General features: G+C 58.4%; 20 protein-coding genes and 1 riboswitch. All 20 genes read left to right on the forward strand.

Annotated elements, in window-relative coordinates; all coding sequences use genetic code 11:
• The first annotated feature begins 1 nt into the window (after nt 1).
• Nucleotides 2–1072: a phospho-N-acetylmuramoyl-pentapeptide-transferase gene (gene mraY / locus QZ487_RS08715; RefSeq protein WP_296024369.1), complete on the forward strand. Its 1071-nt coding sequence runs from the start codon at nt 2–4 to the stop codon at nt 1070–1072.
• A gap of 7 nt (nt 1073–1079) precedes the next feature.
• Nucleotides 1080–2423: a UDP-N-acetylmuramoyl-L-alanine--D-glutamate ligase gene (gene murD, locus QZ487_RS08720; protein ID WP_296024372.1), complete on the forward strand. Its 1344-nt coding sequence runs from the start codon at nt 1080–1082 to the stop codon at nt 2421–2423.
• Nucleotides 2420–3646: an FtsW/RodA/SpoVE family cell cycle protein gene (locus tag QZ487_RS08725; RefSeq protein ID WP_296024375.1), complete on the forward strand. Its 1227-nt coding sequence runs from the start codon at nt 2420–2422 to the stop codon at nt 3644–3646. Before murD ends, QZ487_RS08725 begins: the two co-directional genes overlap by 4 nt.
• A complete protein-coding gene (gene murG / locus QZ487_RS08730; RefSeq protein WP_296024377.1) occupies nt 3643–4938 on the forward strand; it encodes an undecaprenyldiphospho-muramoylpentapeptide beta-N-acetylglucosaminyltransferase in 1296 nt (431 codons plus the stop codon). The genes QZ487_RS08725 and murG overlap by 4 nt, the downstream gene beginning before the upstream one ends.
• Nucleotides 4935–6374 (forward strand): UDP-N-acetylmuramate--L-alanine ligase, encoded by a 1440-nt coding sequence (gene murC, locus QZ487_RS08735; RefSeq protein ID WP_285975588.1) that lies wholly within the window; start codon nt 4935–4937, stop codon nt 6372–6374. Before murG ends, murC begins: the two co-directional genes overlap by 4 nt.
• The gene (gene murB, locus QZ487_RS08740; RefSeq protein ID WP_296025320.1) at nt 6374–7264 is read left to right on the forward strand and encodes a UDP-N-acetylmuramate dehydrogenase; all 891 of its coding nucleotides are present in this window, start codon (nt 6374–6376) and stop codon (nt 7262–7264) included. Before murC ends, murB begins: the two co-directional genes overlap by 1 nt.
• On the forward strand, nt 7261–8247 hold the full coding sequence (locus tag QZ487_RS08745) for a D-alanine--D-alanine ligase (protein ID WP_296024383.1): 987 nt from the start codon (nt 7261–7263) through the stop codon (nt 8245–8247). The genes murB and QZ487_RS08745 overlap by 4 nt, the downstream gene beginning before the upstream one ends.
• Nucleotides 8234–9157 (forward strand): FtsQ-type POTRA domain-containing protein, encoded by a 924-nt coding sequence (locus QZ487_RS08750; RefSeq protein WP_285975586.1) that lies wholly within the window; start codon nt 8234–8236, stop codon nt 9155–9157. The genes QZ487_RS08745 and QZ487_RS08750 overlap by 14 nt, the downstream gene beginning before the upstream one ends.
• The gene (gene ftsA / locus QZ487_RS08755) at nt 9150–10430 is read left to right on the forward strand and encodes a cell division protein FtsA (RefSeq protein ID WP_296024389.1); all 1281 of its coding nucleotides are present in this window, start codon (nt 9150–9152) and stop codon (nt 10428–10430) included. Before QZ487_RS08750 ends, ftsA begins: the two co-directional genes overlap by 8 nt.
• Before the next feature lie 125 nt (nt 10431–10555).
• Entirely contained in the window at nt 10556–12205 is a 1650-nt protein-coding gene (gene ftsZ / locus QZ487_RS08760; RefSeq protein WP_296024393.1) for a cell division protein FtsZ, read from the forward strand.
• 91 nt (nt 12206–12296) lie between these two features.
• A complete protein-coding gene (locus tag QZ487_RS08765) occupies nt 12297–13631 on the forward strand; it encodes an SPOR domain-containing protein (RefSeq protein ID WP_296024395.1) in 1335 nt (444 codons plus the stop codon).
• A 141-nt stretch (nt 13632–13772) separates the two neighbouring features.
• Nucleotides 13773–14279, forward strand: a complete 507-nt coding sequence (locus tag QZ487_RS08770; RefSeq protein ID WP_285975582.1) for a YbjN domain-containing protein — start codon at nt 13773–13775, stop codon at nt 14277–14279.
• Between the two features lie 48 nt (nt 14280–14327).
• Entirely contained in the window at nt 14328–15125 is a 798-nt protein-coding gene (locus QZ487_RS08775; RefSeq protein ID WP_285975581.1) for a pyrroline-5-carboxylate reductase, read from the forward strand.
• A gap of 139 nt (nt 15126–15264) precedes the next feature.
• A complete protein-coding gene (locus QZ487_RS08780; RefSeq protein ID WP_285977000.1) occupies nt 15265–15978 on the forward strand; it encodes a Bax inhibitor-1/YccA family protein in 714 nt (237 codons plus the stop codon).
• Between the two features lie 195 nt (nt 15979–16173).
• A complete protein-coding gene (locus QZ487_RS08785; RefSeq protein ID WP_285975580.1) occupies nt 16174–16905 on the forward strand; it encodes a hypothetical protein in 732 nt (243 codons plus the stop codon).
• A 48-nt stretch (nt 16906–16953) separates the two neighbouring features.
• Nucleotides 16954–17171, forward strand: a riboswitch (cobalamin riboswitch).
• A gap of 108 nt (nt 17172–17279) precedes the next feature.
• Nucleotides 17280–19241, forward strand: a complete 1962-nt coding sequence (locus tag QZ487_RS08790) for a TonB-dependent siderophore receptor (protein WP_296024403.1) — start codon at nt 17280–17282, stop codon at nt 19239–19241.
• Between the two features lie 39 nt (nt 19242–19280).
• Nucleotides 19281–20351: an Obg family GTPase CgtA gene (gene cgtA, locus QZ487_RS08795; RefSeq protein WP_285975578.1), complete on the forward strand. Its 1071-nt coding sequence runs from the start codon at nt 19281–19283 to the stop codon at nt 20349–20351.
• A 4-nt stretch (nt 20352–20355) separates the two neighbouring features.
• Complete coding sequence (gene proB / locus QZ487_RS08800; RefSeq protein ID WP_296024405.1) at nt 20356–21480, forward strand: glutamate 5-kinase; 1125 nt, start codon at nt 20356–20358, stop codon at nt 21478–21480.
• Entirely contained in the window at nt 21477–22403 is a 927-nt protein-coding gene (locus QZ487_RS08805; protein ID WP_296024407.1) for an SDR family oxidoreductase, read from the forward strand. The genes proB and QZ487_RS08805 overlap by 4 nt, the downstream gene beginning before the upstream one ends.
• 81 nt (nt 22404–22484) lie before the next feature.
• Nucleotides 22485–22904 (forward strand): hypothetical protein, encoded by a 420-nt coding sequence (locus QZ487_RS08810; RefSeq protein WP_296024410.1) that lies wholly within the window; start codon nt 22485–22487, stop codon nt 22902–22904.
• The last annotated feature ends 10 nt before the right edge of the window (nt 22905–22914 follow it).

Genomic DNA, 22914 nt, shown 5'->3' on the forward strand with positions numbered 1-22914 from the left:
AATGCTCTACCTGATCGCCGAATGGCTGGGTTTCGAAGGTGTATTGAACCTTATCCGTTACCAGACGTTTCGTGCGGGCGCGACGTTGATCACAGCGCTGTTCTTCGGCCTGTTGATCGGGCCGCGCTTTATCAACTTGCTTCGCGTAAGGCAGGGCAAGGGGCAGCCGATCCGGGCTGACGGCCCTCAAAGCCATCTGGCGAAAGTCGGCACGCCGACGATGGGCGGGCTGATGATCCTTGTCTCGCTCAGCTTCTCCTTGCTGCTGTGGATGGACATAACCAACCCGCTGGTTTGGGCGTGTTTGGCGGTGACAATTGGCTTCGGCCTGATCGGTTTTCTCGACGATTACGACAAGGTTACCAAGGCGAGCCACCGCGGCGTTTCGGGCAAGGTGCGCTTGCTGCTGGAGTTTATAGTCGCTGGGATCGCGAGCTACATCATCGTCAGCCAGGTCAGCACCAATCTCTATGTACCGTTCTTCAGCGGCGTTTCGATCCCGCTTGGGCCGTTCTATTTCGTCCTTGCCGCCACTCTGATCGTCGGCTTCGGCAATGCCGTGAACCTGACTGACGGGCTGGATGGCCTCGCGATCATGCCGGTAATCATCGCTGCGGGAACATTCGCTATCATTGCCTATCTTGTGGGCCGCGTCGACTATTCCGAATACCTCGGCATTCCCTATGTTGAGGGTGCGGGTGAACTTGCGATCTTCTGCGCGGCAATAATGGGGGCAGGGCTTGCCTTTCTGTGGTTCAATGCGCCGCCTGCCGCCGTGTTCATGGGCGACACGGGGTCGCTTGCTCTTGGCGGTGCGCTGGGTGCGATTGCAGTCGCGAGCCATCACGAGATCGTGCTGCTGATCGTGGGCGGCTTGTTCGTGGTCGAAACCGCCAGCGTTATCATTCAGGTGTTCTGGTTCAAGCGGACCGGCAAACGCGTATTCCGGATGGCGCCGATCCATCACCATTTCGAACAGTTGGGCTGGAGCGAAAGCAAGGTCGTGATCCGCTTCTGGATCATCGCCATCGTGCTGGCGATGGCGGGTCTCGCCACGCTGAAGGTGAGGTGACGAACGCATGATCACCGCGAAGGCCTTTTCTGGAAAAACCTACGCGGTGCTTGGCCTCGCGCGCTCTGGCGCAGCGACGGTCGAGACCTTGTTGGCGAGCGGTGCGCGCGTTGTCGCGTGGGACCGGCAGGATGTGGCGCGCAAACCTTTCGAGGGACGCTGTGAGCTCGCCGATCCGCTCGAGATGGACCTGACCGGTTTCGATGGGGTGGTCGTCTCTCCCGGTGTTCCGCTCAACACGCATCCGATCAAGCCGCATGCCGAGAACTTCGGTGTGCCGGTGATCGGCGATATTGAGCTGTTCGCGCTCGCACGAGCTGAATTGCCGCCGCACAAGGTTGTCGGGATTACCGGCACCAACGGCAAATCAACCACCACCGCGCTGGTGCACCATATCCTGAAAACAGCCGGGGTGCGGACCACGATGGGCGGCAATATCGGACTACCGATCCTGGCGCAGGATCCGCTCCCAGTAGGCGGGGTCTATGTGCTGGAGTTGTCGAGTTACCAGATCGACCTGACGTACTCGCTCGATTGTGACGTGGCAGTGATCCTCAACATCACGCCCGACCATCTGGATCGCTATGATGGTAGCTTCGAGAAATATGCAGCGAGCAAGGCGCGGCTTTTTGAGATGCAAGGCGATCAGAGCTATGCATTGCTCAATTGGCAAGCTTTCGAGGCAGGTTTGGTCCGACTAGGTGAGGCTGGGTTTAACGGTATCGTTTCAGCTGATGAAACTGCTCAGGCTGAATGGCCCTCTCTTCAAGGGCCGCACAACGCCGAAAACGCTGGTGCCGCGATGGCGGTCTGCGCTTGGCTTGGCCTGACAGTCGAGAAGATCAATGAAGGGTTGAAGAGCTTTCGTGGCCTTCCGCATCGCATGGAGCTCGTTACCCGCCACGAGGGCGTGCTCTATATTAACGACAGCAAGGCAACCAATCCGGACAGTACCGCCCCCGCGCTGGCGGCTTACCCACCCGAGAACGGCCGCCCGCGCATTCACTGGATCGTCGGCGGACTGCCCAAGGAAGACGGGCTTGGCCCATGCGAGCAGCATCTCGGCAACATCGCCGCCGCCTACACCATTGGGGAGGCCGGCCCGCGATTTACCGAATTGCTTGAGCCGCATGTCCACGTTGAACGCGCAGAAATGCTTCAGGATGCGGTCTGCCGCGCCAAGGCATCGGCGCGCGAGGGGGACGTTATTCTGCTTTCGCCAGCCTGCGCCAGCTTCGATCAGTTCCGCGACTATGAAGCACGCGGCGCGGCTTTCCGCCAAGTTGTCGCGGCGCTGACAAATGCAAGTGAAGAGATTCGGTCCGCCTTGCAGGCCGGGGACGCTGAATGAGCACCGTCAAACCCTATATTCCGCGCCAAGGCGGCGCTGCATCAGGCGGCGCGCATTTGAAGCTTAACTGGCGCGATCAATTGCGCATCTGGTGGCGCGAGATCGACAAGGTTTTGCTGACACTGATCCTGATACTGATGTTATTCGGTACTGCTGCCGTTGCGTCAGCATCGCCCGCCAGCGCCTCGCGACTTTCCACCAGCGAAGTGCAATTGAGCGAATTCTACTTTCTGAAGCAGCATATTGTTTGGCAATTTCTGGGTCTGGTCGCGATGATCGGCGTGTCCACGCTGACCCGCGAACGCGCTCGTCAAGCAGGCATCTTGCTTGCATCGGTAACGCTGGTTCTGCTCGCATTGGTCCCCATTTTCGGGTTTGAGCGCAATGGCGCGCAGCGTTGGCTGGATCTGGGCTTTTCGCTTCAGCCGTCAGAGTTTCTCAAGCCCGGTTTTGCAATTCTGCTTGCGTGGATATTGAGCCTGCGCTTGCGTGATCCCGAATTGCCGGTTGTACCTATGGCTAGCGTGATTATGGGCGTTATCGCTTTGTTGCTGATGATGCAGCCGAATTTGGGCGCGACGCTGTTGTTTGCAGGCATCTGGTTTGTGCTGGTGCTGCTGTCGGGAATCAGCGTGCAACGTTTGAGCATTATCGTTGGAGCCGGGATTGCCGGACTGACGGCGGCCTATTTCCTGTATGACAATGCGCGGCACCGGATCGATGCGTTCCTGGGTGGAGGCACAGCATTTGATCAGGTTGATCTGGCGCAGCGAACGCTGATGGCGGGCGGCTGGACCGGCACAGGATTGTGGCTGGGCGTGCGCAAGATGAACCTGCCCGAAGCGCATACGGACTATATCTTCTCTGTAATCGGGGAGGAGTTCGGCCTCATCACCTGCGCCCTGGTAGTTGTGCTTTACCTGGCAATCGTGTGGCGTTTGCTTATGCGGCTGGTGGATGAGGAGAACCTGTTTACTGTGCTGGCCAGCGCGGGCCTGATCGCAGCAATTGGTGGCCAGGCCTTCATCAACATCCTGGTCAATCTGCAGCTCTTCCCATCGAAAGGTATGACCTTGCCGTTGATCAGCTATGGCGGATCATCAACTATCGCCATGTGCCTTACAGTTGGGCTATTGCTGGCTATCACGCGTCGCAATCCGTTCCTGAAGCGGGAGACTCGTGGTTTGAAGGCGATGATGGAACGCAAGGAGGAGGCTGCATGAGCGGCTCGGTACGCACAGGCTCAAGCCGGCATTTCGTGCTGGCTGCGGGCGGGACAGGAGGGCACCTGATCCCGGCATTCGCCCTTGCGACAGAACTGGATCAGCGCGGCCATCACGTGGCGCTGATTACCGATCAGCGTGGCGCGGAAATCCCTGGCAAGCCGGATTTCCTGACGTCGCATGTCATCCCAGCCGGGCGTTTTGGCAAGAATCCCCTGCGCTGGTTTGGTGGGCTGAAGGCTTTGCTGGAAGGGCGGCGTATGGCGCTGCGCCTGTTTGAGAGCTTTGAACCGACCGCTGTGGTTGGCTTTGGCGGCTATCCGGCGGCCCCGGCAATGCTAGCGGCGACAAGCGCAGACATTCCGAGCGTGCTTCACGAGCAAAACGCGGTTCTGGGCCGCGTGAACCGCATGTTGGCCGGACGCGTTGATGCGATTGCAACCGCGTTCACAGAGATTGAACGGCTGAAGCACAAGTACATCGACAAGGTGCATCTGGTCGGCAATCCCGTCCGCCCCGAAGTGCTTGCACTGCGTGATGAGGATTATCCGCCGTTCACTGAGGATGGTCTTCTCAAAGTGCTGGTTACTGGCGGCAGTCAGGGCGCGCGTATTCTGTCCGAAGTTGTCCCTGATGGGCTGGCCATGTTGCCGCCCGCCCTGCGCCAACGCCTGCAAGTCACACAGCAATGCCGCGCAGAAGACCTCGACCGTGTTCGCGAGCGCTATCGCACACATGATATCCCGGCGGAGCTGGGCACTTATTTCGAGGATATGGAAGCGCGGCTGGCGGAATGCCATTTGTTCATCGGCCGCGCAGGGGCTTCGACGATCGCGGAGCTGACCGCTGTGGGCCGTCCGGGCATCCTCATCCCGCTGCCCATAGCGACCGACGATCACCAGGCTGCGAATACCCGCGAAATGGTGAAGGCGGGTGGGGCGCGAATGATCCGCCAGCCATCGGTTACGGTTGGCGAAGTCAGTGGTCTTGAGGACAAGGACAATCGCGAGCGCATTGCGCAATCTGATGCTTTGCAGAAGCTTTCCAAAGACATCTCGTTGCAAATTCAAGCCATGGCCAAGGCGCCGCAATCGCTGGCCAATGCTGCGCATGCTGCATGGAATTGCGGACGCCCAAATGCAGCGAAAGACTTGGCCGACCTGGTCGAAAGTTTTGGCGGCGCGGATATGATGGATGTCATCCGTGTTGGAGAGACAGCCAAAGATATCGCTGCGGAACGTGCTGCATCTACCTCGCATGCTACCCGCGGTATCGGGAGTGACGGCAAGTGAAGGGTGTCGGAACCGAGATTGGCGTGATCCACTTTGTCGGAATCGGCGGGATCGGCATGTCCGGCATAGCCGAGGTGATGCACAATCTGGGATACAAGGTTCAGGGGTCTGACCTGAACGAAGGACCCAGTGTTGAACGGCTGCGTGCACAAGGCATTTCGGTGCACATCGGGCATGAGAAGGAAAATGTCGAAGGGGCCGCTGTGGTGGTCACTTCAACCGCAGTGCGGCGAACAAATCCCGAAGTCGCACATGCGCTCGAGAACCGCATTCCGGTGGTGCGCCGCGCGGAAATGCTCGCGGAATTGATGCGGTTGAAATCGACCGTTGCGGTCGCGGGTACCCACGGGAAAACCACCACAACCAGTATGATCGCGGCCTTGCTCGATCGCGGGAACATTGATCCCACAGTGATCAATGGGGGGATTATCGAGCAATATGGCTCGAATGCGCGCATGGGCGACAGCGACTGGATGGTGGTCGAAGCCGATGAAAGCGATGGCAGCTTCCTGCGGCTCGATGGCACGATTGCGGTTGTTACGAATATCGATCCCGAGCATCTGGACCATTACGGTGATTTCGACGGCGTGAAGCGCGCATTCGTCGAGTTCATTCACAATGTACCATTCTATGGCGCAGCCATTCTGTGCATTGATCACCCCGAGGTGCAGGCCGTGATCGGGCAGGTGCGCGATCGCAAGGTTGTGACCTATGGCTTTTCGCTTCAGGCGGACATCTGTGGCGTAAACATCCGTTCCGAAGCGGGCGGCAATGTATTTGACGTTATCGTGCGTCAGCGCGGTGAAGAGGATCGCCGGATCGAAGGTGTGCGCCTGCCAATGCCGGGCCGGCATAATGTGCAGAATGCGCTCGCGGCGATTGCAGTCGCAATCGAGATGGGCTGCCCGGACGAGGTAATCCGCGAAGGCTTTGGTCAATTCGGCGGCGTTCGGCGGCGCTTCACAAAGGTAGGCGAAGTGGCCTGCAACGGCGGTACTGCGACGATCATTGATGACTATGCGCATCACCCGGTTGAAATCACAGCCGTGCTCAATGCAGCACGCGAAGCGGTCGGCGGCGATAATGGTGGCCGTGTGTTCGCCGTTGCGCAGCCGCATCGCTATACTCGCCTTCGGGATCTGATGGGCGAGTTTCAGGCATGTTTCAACGAAGCTGACCATGTCTATGTCACGCCGGTCTACACGGCGGGCGAAGACCCCATCGATGGCGTGAACGCCGCTACGCTGGTGGCTGGACTGAAATCACGCGGGCACCGTTCTGCTGTGGCGGTAGCTGACCAGACCGAGCTTGCGGGAGCTCTCGCCAGAGAGCTGAACGCTGGAGACATTGTTGTTTGCCTGGGTGCCGGCGATATCACCAAATGGGCCGCGGGCCTTGCACCGGCGATCGAGAGTGCGCGCGGGGGCAAGCCATGATGGCCGACACACTTCCAAAAGTGCGCGGCAATCTCACTCCGAATGCGCCGCTGGCAAAACTTGTTTGGTTCAAGACCGGAGGCAATGCGGACTGGCTGTTCGAGCCCGCCGATATTGACGACTTGCGAGACTTTCTTAGCGCGTTGGATCGCGCGATGCCGGTTATGGCTCTTGGGCTAGGGTCCAACATGATTGTACGCGATGGCGGCGTCGAAGGTGTGGTTGTTCGTTTGGGCAAGGCATTTTCGGGCGTCAAGGTACTTGACGATGATCAGCTTGAATGCGGCGGCGGCGCCAGCGGTATCCTTGTATCTTCCACTGCGCGTGATGCCGGGATAGCCAGGCTCGAATTCCTGCGCGGCATACCCGGTACAGTAGGCGGGTTCGTACGCATGAATGGCGGCGCTTACGGGCGTGAGGTCGCGGACATATTGATTGATTGCGAGGTGATGTTCCCATGCGGAAAACTGTCTCGTGTGCCGGTTGAAGAACTGGCCTATTCCTATCGTCATTCGGAACTGGCCTCGGGTTCGATCGTCGTTTCGGCACGTTTTCAAGGCACGCCGGGTGATCCAGCGACGATTGGCGCAGAGATGGAGCGCATCGCGAAAGCGCGCGAAGAATCGCAACCACTGCGCACTAAGACCGGCGGATCGACTTTCAAGAATCCGGATGGTCACAAGGCCTGGGAGCTGGTCGATGCGGCGGGTTGTCGCGGACTGACAATGGGCGGTGCTCAGGTGAGCGAGAAACACACCAATTTCCTGATCAACACCGGCGATGCGACCAGCGGCGATATCGAGGCGCTAGGCGAAGAGGTGCGCCGCCGCGTGCGTGAAAACTCCGGCTTCGAACTGCAATGGGAAATCCAGCGGGTGGGGCGGCCATGAGCTTGCTGCCCAAACTTCACGTTGCAGTCCTGATGGGCGGCTGGGCCAATGAACGCGAAGTCTCGGTGATGAGCGGCAATGGCGTTGCTGACGCGCTCGAAAGCATGGGGCATCGTGTCACGCGGATCGATATGGACCGGGAGGTTGCAGCCCGCATTGCAGACGCTGCGCCCGATGTCGTGTTCAATGCGCTGCATGGCGTTCCTGGCGAGGATGGCAGTGTGCAGGGCATGCTTGATCTGATGGATGTTCCTTACACACATTCAGGCCTTGCAACCTCGGTCATCGCGATTGACAAGCAGCTGACCAAAATGGTGCTTGGACCACACGGCGTGCCTTTTCCAGGTGGACGGATCGTAAGCCGTGAAGAGATATTCGAGCGTGATCCGCTGCCGCGCCCCTATGTGCTGAAGCCGGTCAATGAAGGGTCATCGGTTGGCGTTGCAATCGTTACGGATGAGAGCGATTACGGCAATCCGATCGCGCCTGATTCGACCGGACCATGGCAGGATTTTAAAGAACTCCTCGCAGAGCCATTTATCCGCGGGCGCGAGCTGACAACAGCTGTGATCGACACGCCTGAGGGCCCGCGCGCACTGGGCGTCACTGAGCTGGTGATCGACGCCGGTTTTTACGACTACGAGCACAAATACACAGACGGCAAGACAGTCCATGTCTGCCCTGCGCAAATTCCGCCGGAGATCGCGGCGCTGTGCGAACAATATGCTCGAACCGCGCATTTGAGGCTGGGATGTAGCGGAGTTAGTCGCACCGATTTCCGCTGGGATGATGAGCAGGGCGAGGATGGCCTGTTTGTGCTCGAAACCAATACCCAACCCGGAATGACACCGCTCAGTCTGGTCCCTGAGCAAGGCAAGTACGCCGGGATGGAATATGCCGATCTGGTGGAAGCGGTGATCGCCGCGGCTTTACGCAAGCACGCACCGGACAAGCTGACGGGAGGCACCTTTGGCGACGATTAGGCGCTCTGCTAGAGGTGCACGCAGTGCCGCGAAAGCCAATGCGCGGGCAAACACCGCACGCAAGGCGAAGAAGACAACCGGCGGTTTTATCGACTGGCTGATGGGCTTGCTGCCTTTCACCGAAGAACAGCTTCAGCGCATCTTTTTGTGGTTGATCATTGCAGCAGCACTTGTTGCGGCATGGTTTATTGCAAGCATCTCTGGGGCCACTGCTCTGGTTCAGGCGCAGATTTCGCAATCCGCAGCCAATGCCGGCTTTGAAGTGCGCCATGTTCGGGTTTCGGGCGTCGAGCGAATGAATGAGGATCGCGTCTACGAACGTGTGGTTAGCCAACGCAACGAACCTATGCCTGACGTTGATGTCATCACAATTCGTGAAGAGCTGCTCGAACTGCCTTGGGTGAAGGACGCTCGCGTTTCCCGTCAACTTCCCGGAACGCTGGCGATCGATATTGTTGAACGAGTGCCGCATGCGGTGCTGCAAAGACCCGACCACCTCGTGCTGGTCGACGTTGAAGGCAATGAACTTGAACCGATCAACCGCACCGATATCGGAGATCGGCTGGTGATTTCCGGCCCGGGTGCCGTGCGCCAGGTCAAGCAACTCGACAACCTGCTCGAAGCCGCGCCGGCGATAAGCCCGCAAGTGCGCGCTGCGGAATGGGTCGGCAACCGCCGCTGGAACTTGACCTTCAAGAGTAATCAGGTGCTTGCGTTGCCACAAGGCGAGGATGAAGCCGCGACAGCGCTGGTGTCCTTTGCGCGGCTCGACGGACAGAATCGTTTGATCGGCGGCGAAGTCACGACATTCGATATGCGGGCACCACCGCGCATCTACATGCGAATTCCTGGCCGGGCAGACCGCGTTCTGGGCGGCAATGATGATGGAGAAACCACCCCTGATGGCTAGTAAGCGCTTCACCCGCTATTTTGGCGCGGTCAATACGGGTTCATTCCGTATTTCAGCGATGATCATGGGGCTTACCGAGGACGGTGAATTACAGGTGCTGGGGTCGGGCCACCGCGCATCGAACGGTATCAAACGCGGCTATGTGACTGACATGGCGGCCGCCACCTACGCCATTCGTGACGCTGTTGAGCGCGCAGAGAAGAATGCTGGCACCAGCGTGCAAAGCGTTTGGGTCGGTTGCGCTGGAGCCGGACTCGCAAGCCAGGTTTCGAAGGTCGAGATCGACATCAATGGTCGGCGCATCGAAGAAGAAGACATCGAACACCTGCTGATATCCGCACGAGAAACCATTCAGCCGCACGGGCGGATGGTGTTGCATGCGCAGCCTGCGCATTACACGCTTGATGGCGCACATGGTGTAGCGAACCCCAAAGGTCTTCATGCAGAGCGGCTGGGCGTCGATGTGCATGTCATGCTGGCGGACGGCGCGCCGGTGCGAAACCTCACCGAAGCGGTGCAGAACGCGCATCTGGACGTAGAGGCCGTTGTCGCTGCTCCACTGGCTGCAGGCTATGCCTGCCTGAGCGAGGAAGAGCGCGAACTTGGCGTAGCGATGGTGGAAATTGGCGGAGAGGTGACCAATGTCGCGGTTTATGCTGGCGGTATGCTGCTCGGCCTGAAGGCGCTGCCTTACGGTTCAGGCGATATCACCGATGCGATCGCATCTGCCTTTGGCATTCGCCGCTTCCAGGCGGAGCGTCTTAAATGCGTTTCCGGATCAGCAATTGCCAGCCCGACGGATCATCGCGAGATGATCCCGGTCAACGGGCCGGGTGATGATCAAGCAGGGCCGGTTGCGCGCGGTGCCGATGACAAGAACCGTATCGCTCGTGCCGAGCTTGTCTCCATAGTCACGCAGAACCTGTCTCACCTGACCGATGAGATTGGCAAGGCATTGAAATCAATGAGGTTTACCGGCGCAAACGGTGGGCAGGTGGTTATGACCGGCGGCGGTGCTGAGCTTGCCGGGCTCGCGGAATTTGCGCAAAGCGCGCTGGGGATGCCGGTTAGGATTGGCAAGCCGCCTTCGCTTACGGGATTGCCCGAAGCGCATTCGACTCCCGGATTTGCTACGTTGGCTGGCTTGTGTCTCTATGCGGCCGATGATCCGATTGACATCCGGAGCGTAGGCGAGAGCCGCGCGCCGATTTCGCGGTTCGGATTGGGGTTGGGTGTGGGCCGTTTGATGCGAGCATTGAAAGAGAATTTCTAGGTATAAATACAGGGAAATGGGTCGGTTAACCACTGTGGATAAGGGAGAATGCGCTATCAACCGTGCAATACCTTTGTGGCAAAGTGATCTATAAGGAAAGGGCCAGCACGCCCGGAGGAAAACTGATGAGTATCAATATCGGACCAGCTTCTAGCGACGAGCTTCGTCCCCGCATCACTGTTGTCGGAATTGGCGGGGCGGGCGGAAACGCTATCGCCAACATGATCGAGTCCGAAATCGAAGGCGTCGATTTCATCTGTGCCAACACTGACGCGCAAGCGCTTTCGATGTCGAAGGCTGACGGCAAGATCCAGCTTGGACCAGAGATCACAGGCGGTCTGGGCGCGGGCGCTCGACCCGAAGTCGGCAAGGCTGCGGCGGAAGAAACGGTCAAGGAAATCGAAGACGCGCTGGAAGGCGTGAACATGGTTTTCATCGCTGCCGGCATGGGTGGCGGTACGGGTACTGGCGCAGCACCGGTCATCGCGGAAGCCGCACGGCGCAAGGGTGTGCTGACGGTTGGAGTTGTGACCAAGCCATTCTTGTTCGAAGGTACGCGGCGGATGCGCGCGGCCGAGGCTGGCATTGATGAGCTGCAAAAGCACGTCGATACGCTGATCGTGATTCCAAACCAGAACCTGTTCCTGATCGCCAAGGCAGAGACAACTTTCAAGGAAGCGTTCCAGCTGGCGGATGAAGTGCTGCAACAAGGCGTGCGTTCGATCACTGATTTGATGGTGATGCCGGGCCTCATCAATCTGGACTTTGCCGACGTTCGCTCTGTGATGAGCGAGATGGGCAAGGCGATGATGGGTACAGGCGAAGCCGAGGGCGAGAGCCGTGCGCTCGAAGCCGCAGAACGCGCGATTGCAAATCCGCTGCTCGACGGGGTCAGCATGCAAGGCGCCAAGGGCGTGATCATCTCGATCATTGGCGGCGAAGATATGAAGCTGCTCGAAGTAGATGAAGCAGCCAACCATATCCGTGAACTGGTTGACGAAGATGCAAACATCATTTGGGGCTCTGCGTTCAATCCAGACCTTGATGGAAAGATTCGCGTATCCGTTGTCGCGACCGGTATCGATCAGAGCGCTATTTCAGCAACCACCCAGAGCACTCCGATTAGCTTGAGCGCATCGCGCCCACCCAAGCGCCCGGTAATCGCGCTGTCGGAAGAAGAGCCGGAAACCGTTGAAGAGCCGATCATCGATGAGCCATTGGAGCTCGCGATGGAGGCTGAGCCTGAGTCCGAGCTATACGGAGCGGCTGAAGAAGTCGAGGAAGCGGCGCCTGTGGTGGAGCCGTTTGACCTTACCGGTATGCAAGTCGGTGATGATATGGGTGAAAGCGAAGAGGATGATGATGTTGACGACATCGTCGATCCGCTTGCGGGCATGCGTAATGAGGACAACGATCCTTATGCCGATGATGTGGCTGACGAGCTGGCCGAAGAAGCTCCGTTCGATTTGACGTCTGAAGTCTCGCCAGAGCCGAGCGAAGGCGGTGAAGCTGCGCCTGCCTCGCGCGAGGGATTCGGTGGAGACACGTCAGAAGCTGTCTCCTCCGGCGCAAGCGGTAGTAGTGGCAGTTCCGGCGGCAGAGGCGCTGCACCAGCTGCTGCATCCGCAGGCGGAAGCACGCTGTTTGAGCGGATGGCAAATCTGTCACGCGGCGCCAGCGATTCTGACAGCGACGAGGACGATGACGAGGATGGCGACGAGGGCGGCTCTTCGCTCAGCATCCCGCGTTTCCTTGGCCGTCAGAACAACCAGTAATTCGGCTCGTCTCACCGCGCTATTCTTGCAAGGTTCACATGCGCCCGCTTAGTGCAGCGCTTGCAGGTGTGAACCTTGTAAGGGTTATGTAATGGCCACCCCCGCCTTCCTCCTTGTGCTTGCTATGGCCGCTGTTCCGGCACTGGCCGTACCAACCAATGCTCAGCAAACCGCATCGCGTGAGGTATCGCAGGCTTTGCCTTCGGCGGAAGTGGAGGAATTGCGTAACGCGTTGCAGCGACTGGCGCGGCAACCTCAAAGCGCTCAGGCCCTGGTGGATGCTGGTGATGCATCGCTCGCACTCGATGATTACAGCGCTGCGGAAGGTTTCTACGCGCGCGCACTTCAGATATCGCCCAATTCTGCTGCAGCCAAGCTCGGGCTCGCGTCTGTCTTTCTGAAGACGCGACAACCGGTAGAGGCGTTGCAGATGTTTGCCGAAGCAGAACGTGCGGGTGCGTCTGTCGATGTGATCCTGGGTGATTGGGGGCTGGCGCAGGATCTGGTTGGCAACAACGAACTTGCGCAACAAAGCTACCGGGCATTTCTGGCGAAGGAACAGGATGATGAGGTGACGCGTCGTTTGGCAATAAGCCAGGCGATTGCGGGTCAGCGCGATGCCTTCGAAGCCACCCTGCGCCCGCTTCTGACGAGGCAAGATCTCGCCGCGTTCAGGGCGCGCGCATTTGGTCTCGCCATACTGGGTGACACCGATCAAGCAGCGAGGCTGGCAAATCAACTGCTGCCGCCCGATCTGTCCAGTCGCATGACCCCCTATTTTGAGTTCATGCCGCGCCTGACCAAATCGCAACAAGCGGCTGCTGCAAATCTGGGAATTTTCCCGCGTGCGGCCGAGATTGGCCGCGATGATCCGCAAATGGCGAGTTTGGGCCGCGGTGAAGATCCGCGGATCGCCCGCGTCGATCAACGGCTTACCCCGCGCGGAACACCGCTGGGAACACGCGTCGATACATCTCCACCTGAGCCGAGCGGCGAAAGCAGGCTTGCGCGCATAGCACGTGAGCAGGCTTCGGTAGCAGATGCGTTTTCAGGCTTTATCGCGCCGGAGGAACTTCCCGCCGCGGCATCTGATGGGGCTGTTGACATTTCGACAATCGAGATACCGCGCGAACAATCGAAACCCGAACCGCCGCAGCATCCCAGCCGTCACTGGGTGCAGATGGCCACCGGGCGCGATATTGGCGCATTGCGATTCGACTGGCGCCGGATGATGCGGCGCGCACCGGAGTTGCTGGACGGGCGCGAGGCCTATTCCACCCCGTGGGGGCAGGCGAACCGGCTTCTGACCGGGCCCTTTGCTACGCGCGACGAAGCCAGGCAATTGGTGCGCGAATTGCGGCAACAAGGTTTTGACAGCTTCAGCTACACTAGCGCTGAAGGCGAAAAGATTGATATTATTCAATAGTATATAAGTTGTTCACGGCTTTCTTTGCACAAGCTTTGAACAAGCCAGTCGCTTTCTCCCCAAAAGCTGACATCGCAGCCATTGCATTCAAAGCAGGGACAAGTGCAATCAGCACTCGATGCGAAGTGGAAGCCCCAATTCATGAGAGCCCGCGAAGTCGAATATGGCACCGGTGAGGATGCTGCCCCGGTAGAAATGCTGGCGGCATTGTTCGATGCGCGCGGCTGGGCATGCGAGATCACCAGTCAAAACGAGATCGCTGGCGAAGTGCAAGGAAGCTGGGCGAAGTACCAGATCAAGGCGATCTGGCGCAGCGAAGACAATGTGCTGCAATTGCTTTGCCTGCCTGACATTCGCGTGTCTGAGGACAAGAACCGCGCGGCCTATGAACTGCTCGCCATGGTCAATGAGCAGGTCTGGCTGGGACATTTCGATGTCTGGTCCAACGGCAATGTCCTGCTCTACCGGCATGGCGCATTGCTTGGTGACGATGGGTTGCTCAGTATCCAGCAGGCGCAAGCCCTGATCGAAACGGCGATTGACGAATGTGATCGCTTCTATCCTGCCTTCCAGTTTGTGTTTTGGGGCGACAAGAGCCCGCGCCAAGCATTGGAGAGCGCGATGGTCGACGCGGTCGGCGAGGCTTGAGGGCCACAGAGGCTTGAGCGCACGCGCGCCTGCTGTAAACGTGGCTCCATGAAAATTCTGATCTACGGATATGGCAAGATGGCCGGCGCTATGGTCGATGGCTGGTTGCGAGCGGGTGTGTCTGCAAGCAACATCATTGCATATAATCCTCGCCATAAGGCAAGCGCGGAGGGGGTGACATTGACCACCCGGCAACCTGACGGCGATTTCGATGCCGTGGTGCTCGGTTTCAAGCCGCATATGCTGGTCGATATCGCGCCGAAAATGCAGTCAATTGCTGGTCCGAACACGCTGGTTCTATCGATCCTGGCGGGTGTCACACTGGCGCAACTTGATGCAGCGTTTCCCGATGCGAAAGCGAATGTGCGTTTCATGCCCAACCTTGCGGTAGCGATCGGCAAGTCGCCCAATGTTCTGGCCGCGCACGACCTCTCGCGCTCGGATAGGGAGGCGGTGACGGAACTGGCATGCAAGCTAGGCACAGCCGAATGGCTTGCGGATGAGAATCTGTTCGATCTTGCTACCGCGCTGGCTGGTTCGGGGCCTGGTTTCGTCTATCGCTTTATCGATGCGCTGGCAGAGGCAGCGAGCGAATTGGGCCTGCCGGCCGATATGGCAGGCCGGCTTGCGACAGCGATGGTCGACGGGGCAGGTTCTTTGGCAGCCGATTCAGAGTTCACAACAGATGAACTGGCAGACCGGGTTGCCAGCCCGGGCGGCATGACGCGCGAGGGTCTGAATGTGCTTGATGAAAGCAAAGCTCTGAAATCGCTTCTTTTACGCACTCTGAAAGCCACGGCGGATCGCGGGACTGAACTGTCAAAAATGGCCGGAAAACAGCCTTAAGCAGTTGCAAGGAATGCAATCCAGTTTTGCTTGAAAATTGCACACAAACACCCGATATTTGAACAGATGGCGCTGAATGTGCGCCCGATTTATTATCGGAGAGACGATTACGATGGCTGATTGGAACGAACCCCGGAGCATGGAGCAGCAGGAGGCGGCTTTCACTGGCGCGTCCGTACCGCGCTCAGGGACTGTGTTTGACGCAGGGCTGCGCAAGCACATGCTCTCGATCTATAACTATATGACCTCTGGTATTTTGCTGACTGGCGTTGTCGCGCTGCTGACGGCGAACACCGGTTTGATCTACAGCTTTGTGGGCTCGCCGCTGATGTGGCTCATTATGCTTTCGCCACTCGCGATTGTTTTCGCGATGAGTTTTGGCGCGAACCGCTTTAGCAAAGGAACGCTCCAGATCATGTTCTGGGCCTTTGCGACGCTGATGGGTCTTTCCATGTCGACGATTTTCCTCGTCTATACGCAGGGCTCGATCGCGACGACATTCTTTGCAACCGCTGCGGCGTTCGCAGGGCTTAGCCTTTTCGGCTATACCACCAAGAAGGATCTGACCGGCATGGGCAGCTTCCTGATTATGGGTGTGGTTGGCCTGATTGTGGCGATGCTGCTTAACCTTTGGCTGCAATCACCCGCATTGATGTGGGCGGTAAGCTTCATCGGCGTGCTGATCTTTGCTGGTCTGACAGCGTATGACACGCAGCGTTTGAAGAACCAGTATGCGCAGCTGCGCGGAACCGACTTTGCCGGCAAGGCTGTGATCCTCGGGGCGCTGAGCCTCTATCTGGACTTCATCAACATGTTCCAGTTCCTGCTCTCCTTCATGGGATCGCGCGAGTAGGCATTTTCCGTTTGTGATCGTCTGGTCGCATAAAGGACTCAATTCACCGACGCCCGAGGTGCCCTTCGCATCTCGGGCATTTTCTTTGCTGCATTTGAACGATATGCCTAGGCGATAAATAACTTTCGGGATTCAGGCGCGGTTAGGGATCGCATTTGTAGCTTGCCCGGAAGGATAGCGAGAGGGACGCGAAAAATGATGCAGTCCGGCATTGTGAAGATCAAGATCATCGCCATTGCTGTCGTCAGTGCGACATTGGCCGCTTGCGGAACTGCGGCCCCGCCACCACCGCCGGTCGTTGTTGCTCCCCCACCGCCACCGCCTATAGTGATTCCGCCGCGGCCCACGGCACCTGCCGGTGCATTCGCGACCATGGCAATTCCGCAAATGGCCGCTGACGGTGTTCGCCAGACCGTCAACTACGGCATTTCTGACGAGCAAAAGCTCTGGAATGTCCGTTCAGGCCTGAATGTTGCTGCGCTCAATTGCCGCAACGCATCGCATCTGGCACTTGCCGACAATTACAGTGAATTTCTCAAGAAGCATCGCCGCCAGCTAACGCGCACCAACAGTACTTTGGCGTCCCAGTATCGTGCTCAACACGGGCGCAGCTATCGCGACGCTCAAGACGCCTACATGACCCGTGTCTATAACTATTTCGCGTTGCCGCCGGCTTTGCCAGCATTCTGCGATGTAGCTCATCAGATCGGGCAGGAAATCGTTGATGTGCCGGCCGGTCAATTGCACGTTTTTGCCGAGACTGCCCTGCCGCGGATGGAAGCGGTCTATGAAGAGTTTTTCTCTTCTTATGAGCAATACCGCGTCGATTTGGCAGCGTGGGAAGCGCAATATGGCCCGAACAGAAGCCCGGTAACGCTTGAAGCCAATTATGGTCCGCCGCAAAGCGCGGCTGCGCAGAATAATTGATCCTTACCAGGGGCGACCAAAGGGCGCTGTGCAATCTTGCACCGCGCCCTTTTGCTATCTAGAGCACGTCTAGCAAACCGGTAACGGGAATGCGGTGCGAGTGTTCTTCACTCAATTCCGCAGCTGTCCCTGCAACTGTAAGCGGCGAGCATCTGTTTCGCGTGTCCCAATACGGACACTCCCACTGGATCTGAACCGATCTGGGAAGGGGAAGCAGAGGCACTGACCCGTGAGCCAGGAGACCGACCGGCGCGCGTCGCTCTTTGTCTGGCTCTGGGATTGGTCAGGCGCGGAAGAACTTTCGTTTCGAGCGACATTGTTGGGCCTTGTGGGTGCATCTCGCGAGGCCCGTCGCGTTGAGACGGAGTATTTCGATGATGAATAAACGAAGTTTGCTGTGCGGTGCGGCTGTAGCTGCGCTGGCATGGAATTCGCCTGCGGTGGCGCAGGGCGCGCAGGAAGGCACCTATGCCAACGATGAGGAGTTCGAACAGGTCGACGTCTTTCTGTACCACCCCAAGCGTGGTGACATCATCGTAAGTGGCAGCCGGTCTGATAATGATCCTTATCCAGAGGAGTACACAGGGTCCGCCACTATCATCGAGACCAATGAACTCCGGCAACGCCAGGTGCGTGATGTGGCGGATGTGCTGCGCGATGTGCCGGGCGTCGCCGTGGCGAGCGTTGCGGGTCAGACCCAGCTGCGCCTGCGCGGGTCTGAAGCCAATCACGTGCTGGTGCTGGTCGACGGAATCGAAGTGTCCAACCCTTTCGCTGGCGAGTTCGATGTCGGAACACTTCAAGCTGAAATCGGCAGCCGGATAGAGGTTCTGCGCGGGCCGCAGTCAGCGCTCTATGGCTCGGATGCAATCGGCGGAGTGGTCGCATACGATAGCGGGCAGTTTGACGGCGCTTCGGCATGGATCGAAGGAGGATCTAACAACACATTCAACGGTGCTGCGCGTATCGGTACAAGCGGCGGTCGTTGGAATGCATCGCTATCAGGCACAATAGTTAGCACCGGCGGCGAACCCAATGCCCGTGGCGGCGCGCGCGATATCGGTCGCGATGGCTACACGCTCTCCGGCAAGGGCGCTCTTGAAGTCGTAGACGGATTTGAGCTGCGCGCTTCTGGGCGTTTTGTCCAAACCGAAGGCGATTTCAACGACAGTGATTTCGACCCAAGTAGCCCGACCTTCGGTTTTGTGATCGACAGCCCGGGGACCCGGTTCGAGAATGAAGCAGCCTATGCGCTGGTTGGCGCACGATTGGAAACCATGCGCGGTGACTGGACGCACGATCTATCTGCCCAGATCGCGGATATTGCGCGCGACACTTTTGGCCAGTTCGGGCGCACATCCGGTAGCGATGGAGACCGCCTGAAGGCGTCCTATGTATCCGGTCTGCGGATCTCGGATGCTCATTCGCTGTCTTTCGCCGCCGACTGGGAGCGTGAGCGGTTCCGCAACGACGATCCGTTCGATTTCGCCTTCACGGGGCGACGCTCGATTGAAAATGTCGGGCTTGCTGGCGAATATCGATTTGACGGCGAGAGGTTCGATTTCTCAGCGGCAATCCGACATGACATCAATGATCGTTTCGCTGACGAAACGACTTTCCGCATGGGCGCGGGCATCGATGCGAGCGAAGATACGCGCCTGCGCGCAAATTATGGCACTGGCATCAAGAACCCGGGCTTCTTCGAACTGTTTGGCTTCTTCGATGGTCGCTTCATCGGCAATGAAGACCTTTCGCCAGAGAAATCCGAAAGCTGGGACGTGGGCGTAGATCAGCGCTTGGCTGAGGGCGCAATGACATTGTCGGCGACCTTTTTCGACAGCCGGCTGGAAGATGAAATCTTCACGACATTCCCGGCTCCATTATACATCGCAACCCCAGCCAACCGCAGCACGCTATCGAAACAGCGCGGCGTTGAGCTAAGCGCTCGTGCGCAGCTCGGAAAGCAACTGACACTGGATGCGGCCTATACCTATCTCGACGCCCAAGAAAACGGGGTGGAAGAAGTGCGCCGCCCCGGAAATATCGCGTCTGCCGTACTCACCTGGACCGCGCCGGGTGACGAGGGATCAACCACTCTGATCGTGCGGCACAATGGTGCAACCGACGATGTGGCCTTCACTGATCCCAGCTTTGCTCCGGTGGTCGAGCGATTGGACAGTTTCACATTGGTCAATTTCAACGCGGAAGCGCGCTTGACGGGCCAGTTCAGAGTGTTCGGCCGCGTCGAAAACTTGTTCGATCAGACATATGAGCAAGTGTTCAGCTTTGTCTCGCCCGGACGGACCGCAGTCATTGGCATCAAAGCTGATTTCTAAAACACTCGCTTTTTCCAGGAAAATGCATAGGTAGCGCCCATGCATTTTCTCGACCAAGCCAAGATCTATCTCCAATCCGGTGCCGGCGGCCCAGGGGCCGTCAGCTTCCGGCGTGAGAAATACGTCGAATATGGCGGACCCGATGGCGGCAATGGCGGCAAGGGTGGCGACATCGTGTTCGAGGCCGTGCAGGGTCTCAACACGCTGATCGACTTTCGTTATTCGCAGCATTTCAAGGCAAAGCGTGGCAACCACGGGCAAGGGCGCGACCGGACAGGTGCAGGCGCGCCAGACCTCGTGATCAAAGTACCCGTTGGCACGCAGGTGCTGTCCGAAGACAAGGAAGAAATTCTCGCCGATTTTACCGAGGTTGGTCAGCGCGTCGTGTTTCTTGAAGGCGGCATGGGCGGTCGCGGTAACGCCAGTTACAAGAGCTCTACAAACCGTGCCCCGCGCCAGCATCAGCCCGGCGAGCCCAGCGAAGAAATGTGGGTATGGCTGCGGTTGAAACTGCTTGCTGACGTGGGCCTGGTCGGGCTGCCCAATGCAGGGAAATCGACCTTTATCAATGCGGTATCGAACGCGCGGGCCAAGGTGGGCGACTACGCTTTTACAACCCTCGTCCCGAAATTGGGCGTTGTCCGCCACAAGGGCCGCGAATTTGTGCTCGCGGACATTCCCGGCCTGATCGAAGGTGCCGCAGATGGCGCCGGAATCGGAGACCGGTTCCTGGGTCATATCGAACGGTGCCGCGTTCTCATCCACTTGGTCGATATTACCGGACAGGGTGATCAGGACCCGGCTGAGGCGATGCGCGTAGTAGAAGAAGAGCTGGAAGCCTATGGCGAAGGGCTGGAAGACAAGCCGCGATTGATTGCGCTCAACAAAATCGATCTTGCGGATGGTGAACTAGCAGCAGAGTTTGCCAAAGAGCTGATGGCTGCCGGTGCAGAAGATGTGTTCGCTGTTTCAGGAGCCACCGGCCAGGGTATCGAAGCGCTAATGGATGCAGTGCTAAGCTATCTGCCAGATCGGACTTCGACAGAAACCAAAGGCAATGAAGTCGAAGACATAGAAGAAGAGGAGGGCGGCAATTGGTCGCCTATCTAAGCTGATGTCCTTTACTGCATTGAGCGAATTGACCTCGTGCCGCCGTTTGGTGGTCAAGATCGGCAGTGCATTGTTGATCGGCAATGGAAGCCCTCGCAGAAACTGGCTTGAAACGCTGGTGCAAGACCTGGTCATGCTGCGGAACGAAGGGGTGGAGCTGGTTGTAGTCAGCTCCGGCGCGATTGCATTGGGCGCATCAAGGCTGGGCTTGCCATCTGGCGGGCGCGCGAGTTTGGCCGATGCACAAGCAGCGGCATCAGTCGGACAAATCACGCTGGCGGGATTGTGGGCAGACAAACTGGCGCAGTCGGAACTGACGGCGGCACAAATGCTGCTGTCTTTGAGCGATCTTGAGGATCGGCGGCGGTATCTCAATGCGTCGGCAACGCTTGCTCGCTTGCTCGAAGCCGGGGCCGTACCAGTCATCAATGAGAATGACAGCGTAGCGACCGAGGAAATCCGGTTTGGTGACAATGACCGACTAGCGGCACGGGTTGCTCAAGCGGCGCAAGCAGATGCAGTATTGCTGCTATCAGATGTTGACGGTCTGTTTGATCGCGACCCCAAGAAAGGCGATGCCCGGCTGATCGAAAACGTCAAAGGGATCACGGCCGAGGTGTTGGCGATGGCAAGCGCGGAATCGTCGTCAGGCATGGGCTCGGGCGGCATGGCCTCCAAACTTCAGGCAGCACAAATTGCAGAGCGTGCCGGCATTACGCTAGCGATCATCAACGGCACGCAGAATTCGCCGATTTCAAAGGCGATCTCGGCCAATCGCGGTACGGTTTTCCTCCCTCAGCGCAGCGATACCGCTCGCAAGGCATGGCTTGGCGGCAGGTTGACTTCAGAGGGTTCGCTGACCGTAGACAAGGGCTGCACAAAGGCCTTGCTCAATGGAGGGGCGAGCGTCCTGGCAGTTGGAATCACCGCAGTTGACGGCGCATTCGAGCGCGGGGCCTTGGTTGAAGTGCTTGATACAAAAGGCAAATCGATCGCCAAAGGTTTGGTAGAATATGACGCAGTAGTTTGCCGCAGGATCGCCGGCCTGCGCGAAGATCATCAGGCTAGAATTCTGGGCTATGCTCCGCGCGCGGCTGTGGTTCATCGCGATCATATGGTGCTGCTGTGAGCGGCGACATACCCATCGCGATAACGGGAGCAACCGGCTTTGTCGGGCAAGCAGTTCTCGATGAAACCATGCACCGCCACCAGCCAGCGAATGCACTGGTCAGGCGCGCGAGCGATCACAAACACACTCGCGTTGAATGGGTTCTGGGTGACCTTGCGAACGCGCATGCGCTGGGCCACCTTGTCGCGGGTACGAAGGCTGTGATCCATATTGCAGGGCTGACCAACACGCCTGATCCTGCGGACTTCGATGCGGCCAATGTGGCGGGTACGGCGAATGTGATTGCGGCGGCGAAGCAAAACGGCGTGAAGCGGTTCGTATTTGTGTCCTCGCTTTCGGCGCGCAAGCCGGAATTGTCCGCTTATGGCGCGTCGAAGGCAGCTGCTGAGGACTTGGTTCGGGACAGCGGGCTCGACTGGACGATTGTCCGCCCCCCTGCGGTGTACGGCCCGCGTGACAGCGATATGTTCGAGCTCTTTCGAACCGCACGAATGGGCGTGGTGCCGCTGCCGCCAGGTGGGGCGACATCGATCATTCATGTGGCGGATCTGGCGCGGCTTTTGCTCGATCTGGTGGATGCGCAACCCGCATTGGTGCGGAAGAAGATATTCGAGCCGGACGATGGCCGGGAAGGAGGTTGGAGCCACAAGGAAATGGCGAAAGCGATTGGCGATGCCGTCGGGCAGCGTGTGTTCGCACCGCATTTACCGCGCGCAGTGCTGCAAAGCGCGGCGGCCTTGGACAAGCTCTTTCGGGGCTCCAACGCCAAACTGACGCAGGACCGTGTGGGCTATATGTGCCATCCGAACTGGGTCGCGCGCTCGGATCGAGCGGTACCTGAAAGCGTCTGGATGCCGCAGATTGGCGGCGCTGACGGCTTCAAGATGACTGCGAAATGGTACGCAGATGAGGGATGGTTGTAACTAACAGCCTTGCAGTTGCCGCAGACCACATTAGAGTCCGCCCGGGGTCGAGATTTTGAGTGACGGAAACACCGTCGAAAAATGCGCGAAAGGGATCCGATGAAGAAATATGTTCTGATTGCCAGTCTGGCCGCTGTCGCCGCTTGCTCGCAGGCTGAAACCGCACCTGAGGCAGAGGTAACGGAGGAAGTAGCGGAAGCTGCGCAGCCGTTGGCTCTTGATGGCAAAGCGACGCCGGGCACCTATAAGATTACCCGAGAAAATGGCGATGTGATCATGGAAGAGGTCCGTGCTGACGGTTCTTACACCGCTACAATGCCGGACGGATCAGTAGAGAATGGCACCTGGGAGCAGCCGTCGCCAGATGTTTTCTGCTCAACCTCGGATGAGGAAGGTGCGGCACAGGAATGTGCCGACGAAAAGTATGGCGACAATGGTGAGTGGCTATCGACCGGCCGCGAAACCGGTAACACGTCAATCGTGGAACGCGTCGAAGGCTAAGCCAGCCGGT

Origin of the sequence: uncultured Altererythrobacter sp. (assembly GCF_913057185.1) — a bacterium.
In the GTDB taxonomy this organism is placed as follows: domain Bacteria; phylum Pseudomonadota; class Alphaproteobacteria; order Sphingomonadales; family Sphingomonadaceae; genus Erythrobacter; species Erythrobacter rubellus.

What these genes read in the sequence shown, in the direction of transcription:
- mraY (WP_296024369.1), top strand. Translation starts at nt 2, where the DNA reads ATGCTCTACCTGATCGCCGAATGGCTGGGTTTCGAAGGTGTATTGAAC.
- QZ487_RS08745 (WP_296024383.1), top strand. Translation starts at nt 7,261, where the DNA reads ATGAGCTTGCTGCCCAAACTTCACGTTGCAGTCCTGATGGGCGGCTGG.
- ftsA (WP_296024389.1), top strand. Translation starts at nt 9,150, where the DNA reads ATGGCTAGTAAGCGCTTCACCCGCTATTTTGGCGCGGTCAATACGGGT.
- QZ487_RS08770 (WP_285975582.1), top strand. Translation starts at nt 13,773, where the DNA reads ATGAGAGCCCGCGAAGTCGAATATGGCACCGGTGAGGATGCTGCCCCG.
- QZ487_RS08790 (WP_296024403.1), top strand. Translation starts at nt 17,280, where the DNA reads ATGATGAATAAACGAAGTTTGCTGTGCGGTGCGGCTGTAGCTGCGCTG.
- QZ487_RS08780 (WP_285977000.1), top strand. Translation starts at nt 15,265, where the DNA reads ATGGAGCAGCAGGAGGCGGCTTTCACTGGCGCGTCCGTACCGCGCTCA.
- proB (WP_296024405.1), top strand. Translation starts at nt 20,356, where the DNA reads ATGTCCTTTACTGCATTGAGCGAATTGACCTCGTGCCGCCGTTTGGTG.
- murD (WP_296024372.1), top strand. Translation starts at nt 1,080, where the DNA reads ATGATCACCGCGAAGGCCTTTTCTGGAAAAACCTACGCGGTGCTTGGC.
- QZ487_RS08765 (WP_296024395.1), top strand. Translation starts at nt 12,297, where the DNA reads ATGGCCACCCCCGCCTTCCTCCTTGTGCTTGCTATGGCCGCTGTTCCG.
- ftsZ (WP_296024393.1), top strand. Translation starts at nt 10,556, where the DNA reads ATGAGTATCAATATCGGACCAGCTTCTAGCGACGAGCTTCGTCCCCGC.
- QZ487_RS08725 (WP_296024375.1), top strand. Translation starts at nt 2,420, where the DNA reads ATGAGCACCGTCAAACCCTATATTCCGCGCCAAGGCGGCGCTGCATCA.
- QZ487_RS08810 (WP_296024410.1), top strand. Translation starts at nt 22,485, where the DNA reads ATGCGCGAAAGGGATCCGATGAAGAAATATGTTCTGATTGCCAGTCTG.
- cgtA (WP_285975578.1), top strand. Translation starts at nt 19,281, where the DNA reads ATGCATTTTCTCGACCAAGCCAAGATCTATCTCCAATCCGGTGCCGGC.
- QZ487_RS08785 (WP_285975580.1), top strand. Translation starts at nt 16,174, where the DNA reads ATGATGCAGTCCGGCATTGTGAAGATCAAGATCATCGCCATTGCTGTC.
- QZ487_RS08775 (WP_285975581.1), top strand. Translation starts at nt 14,328, where the DNA reads ATGAAAATTCTGATCTACGGATATGGCAAGATGGCCGGCGCTATGGTC.
- murB (WP_296025320.1), top strand. Translation starts at nt 6,374, where the DNA reads ATGGCCGACACACTTCCAAAAGTGCGCGGCAATCTCACTCCGAATGCG.
- murG (WP_296024377.1), top strand. Translation starts at nt 3,643, where the DNA reads ATGAGCGGCTCGGTACGCACAGGCTCAAGCCGGCATTTCGTGCTGGCT.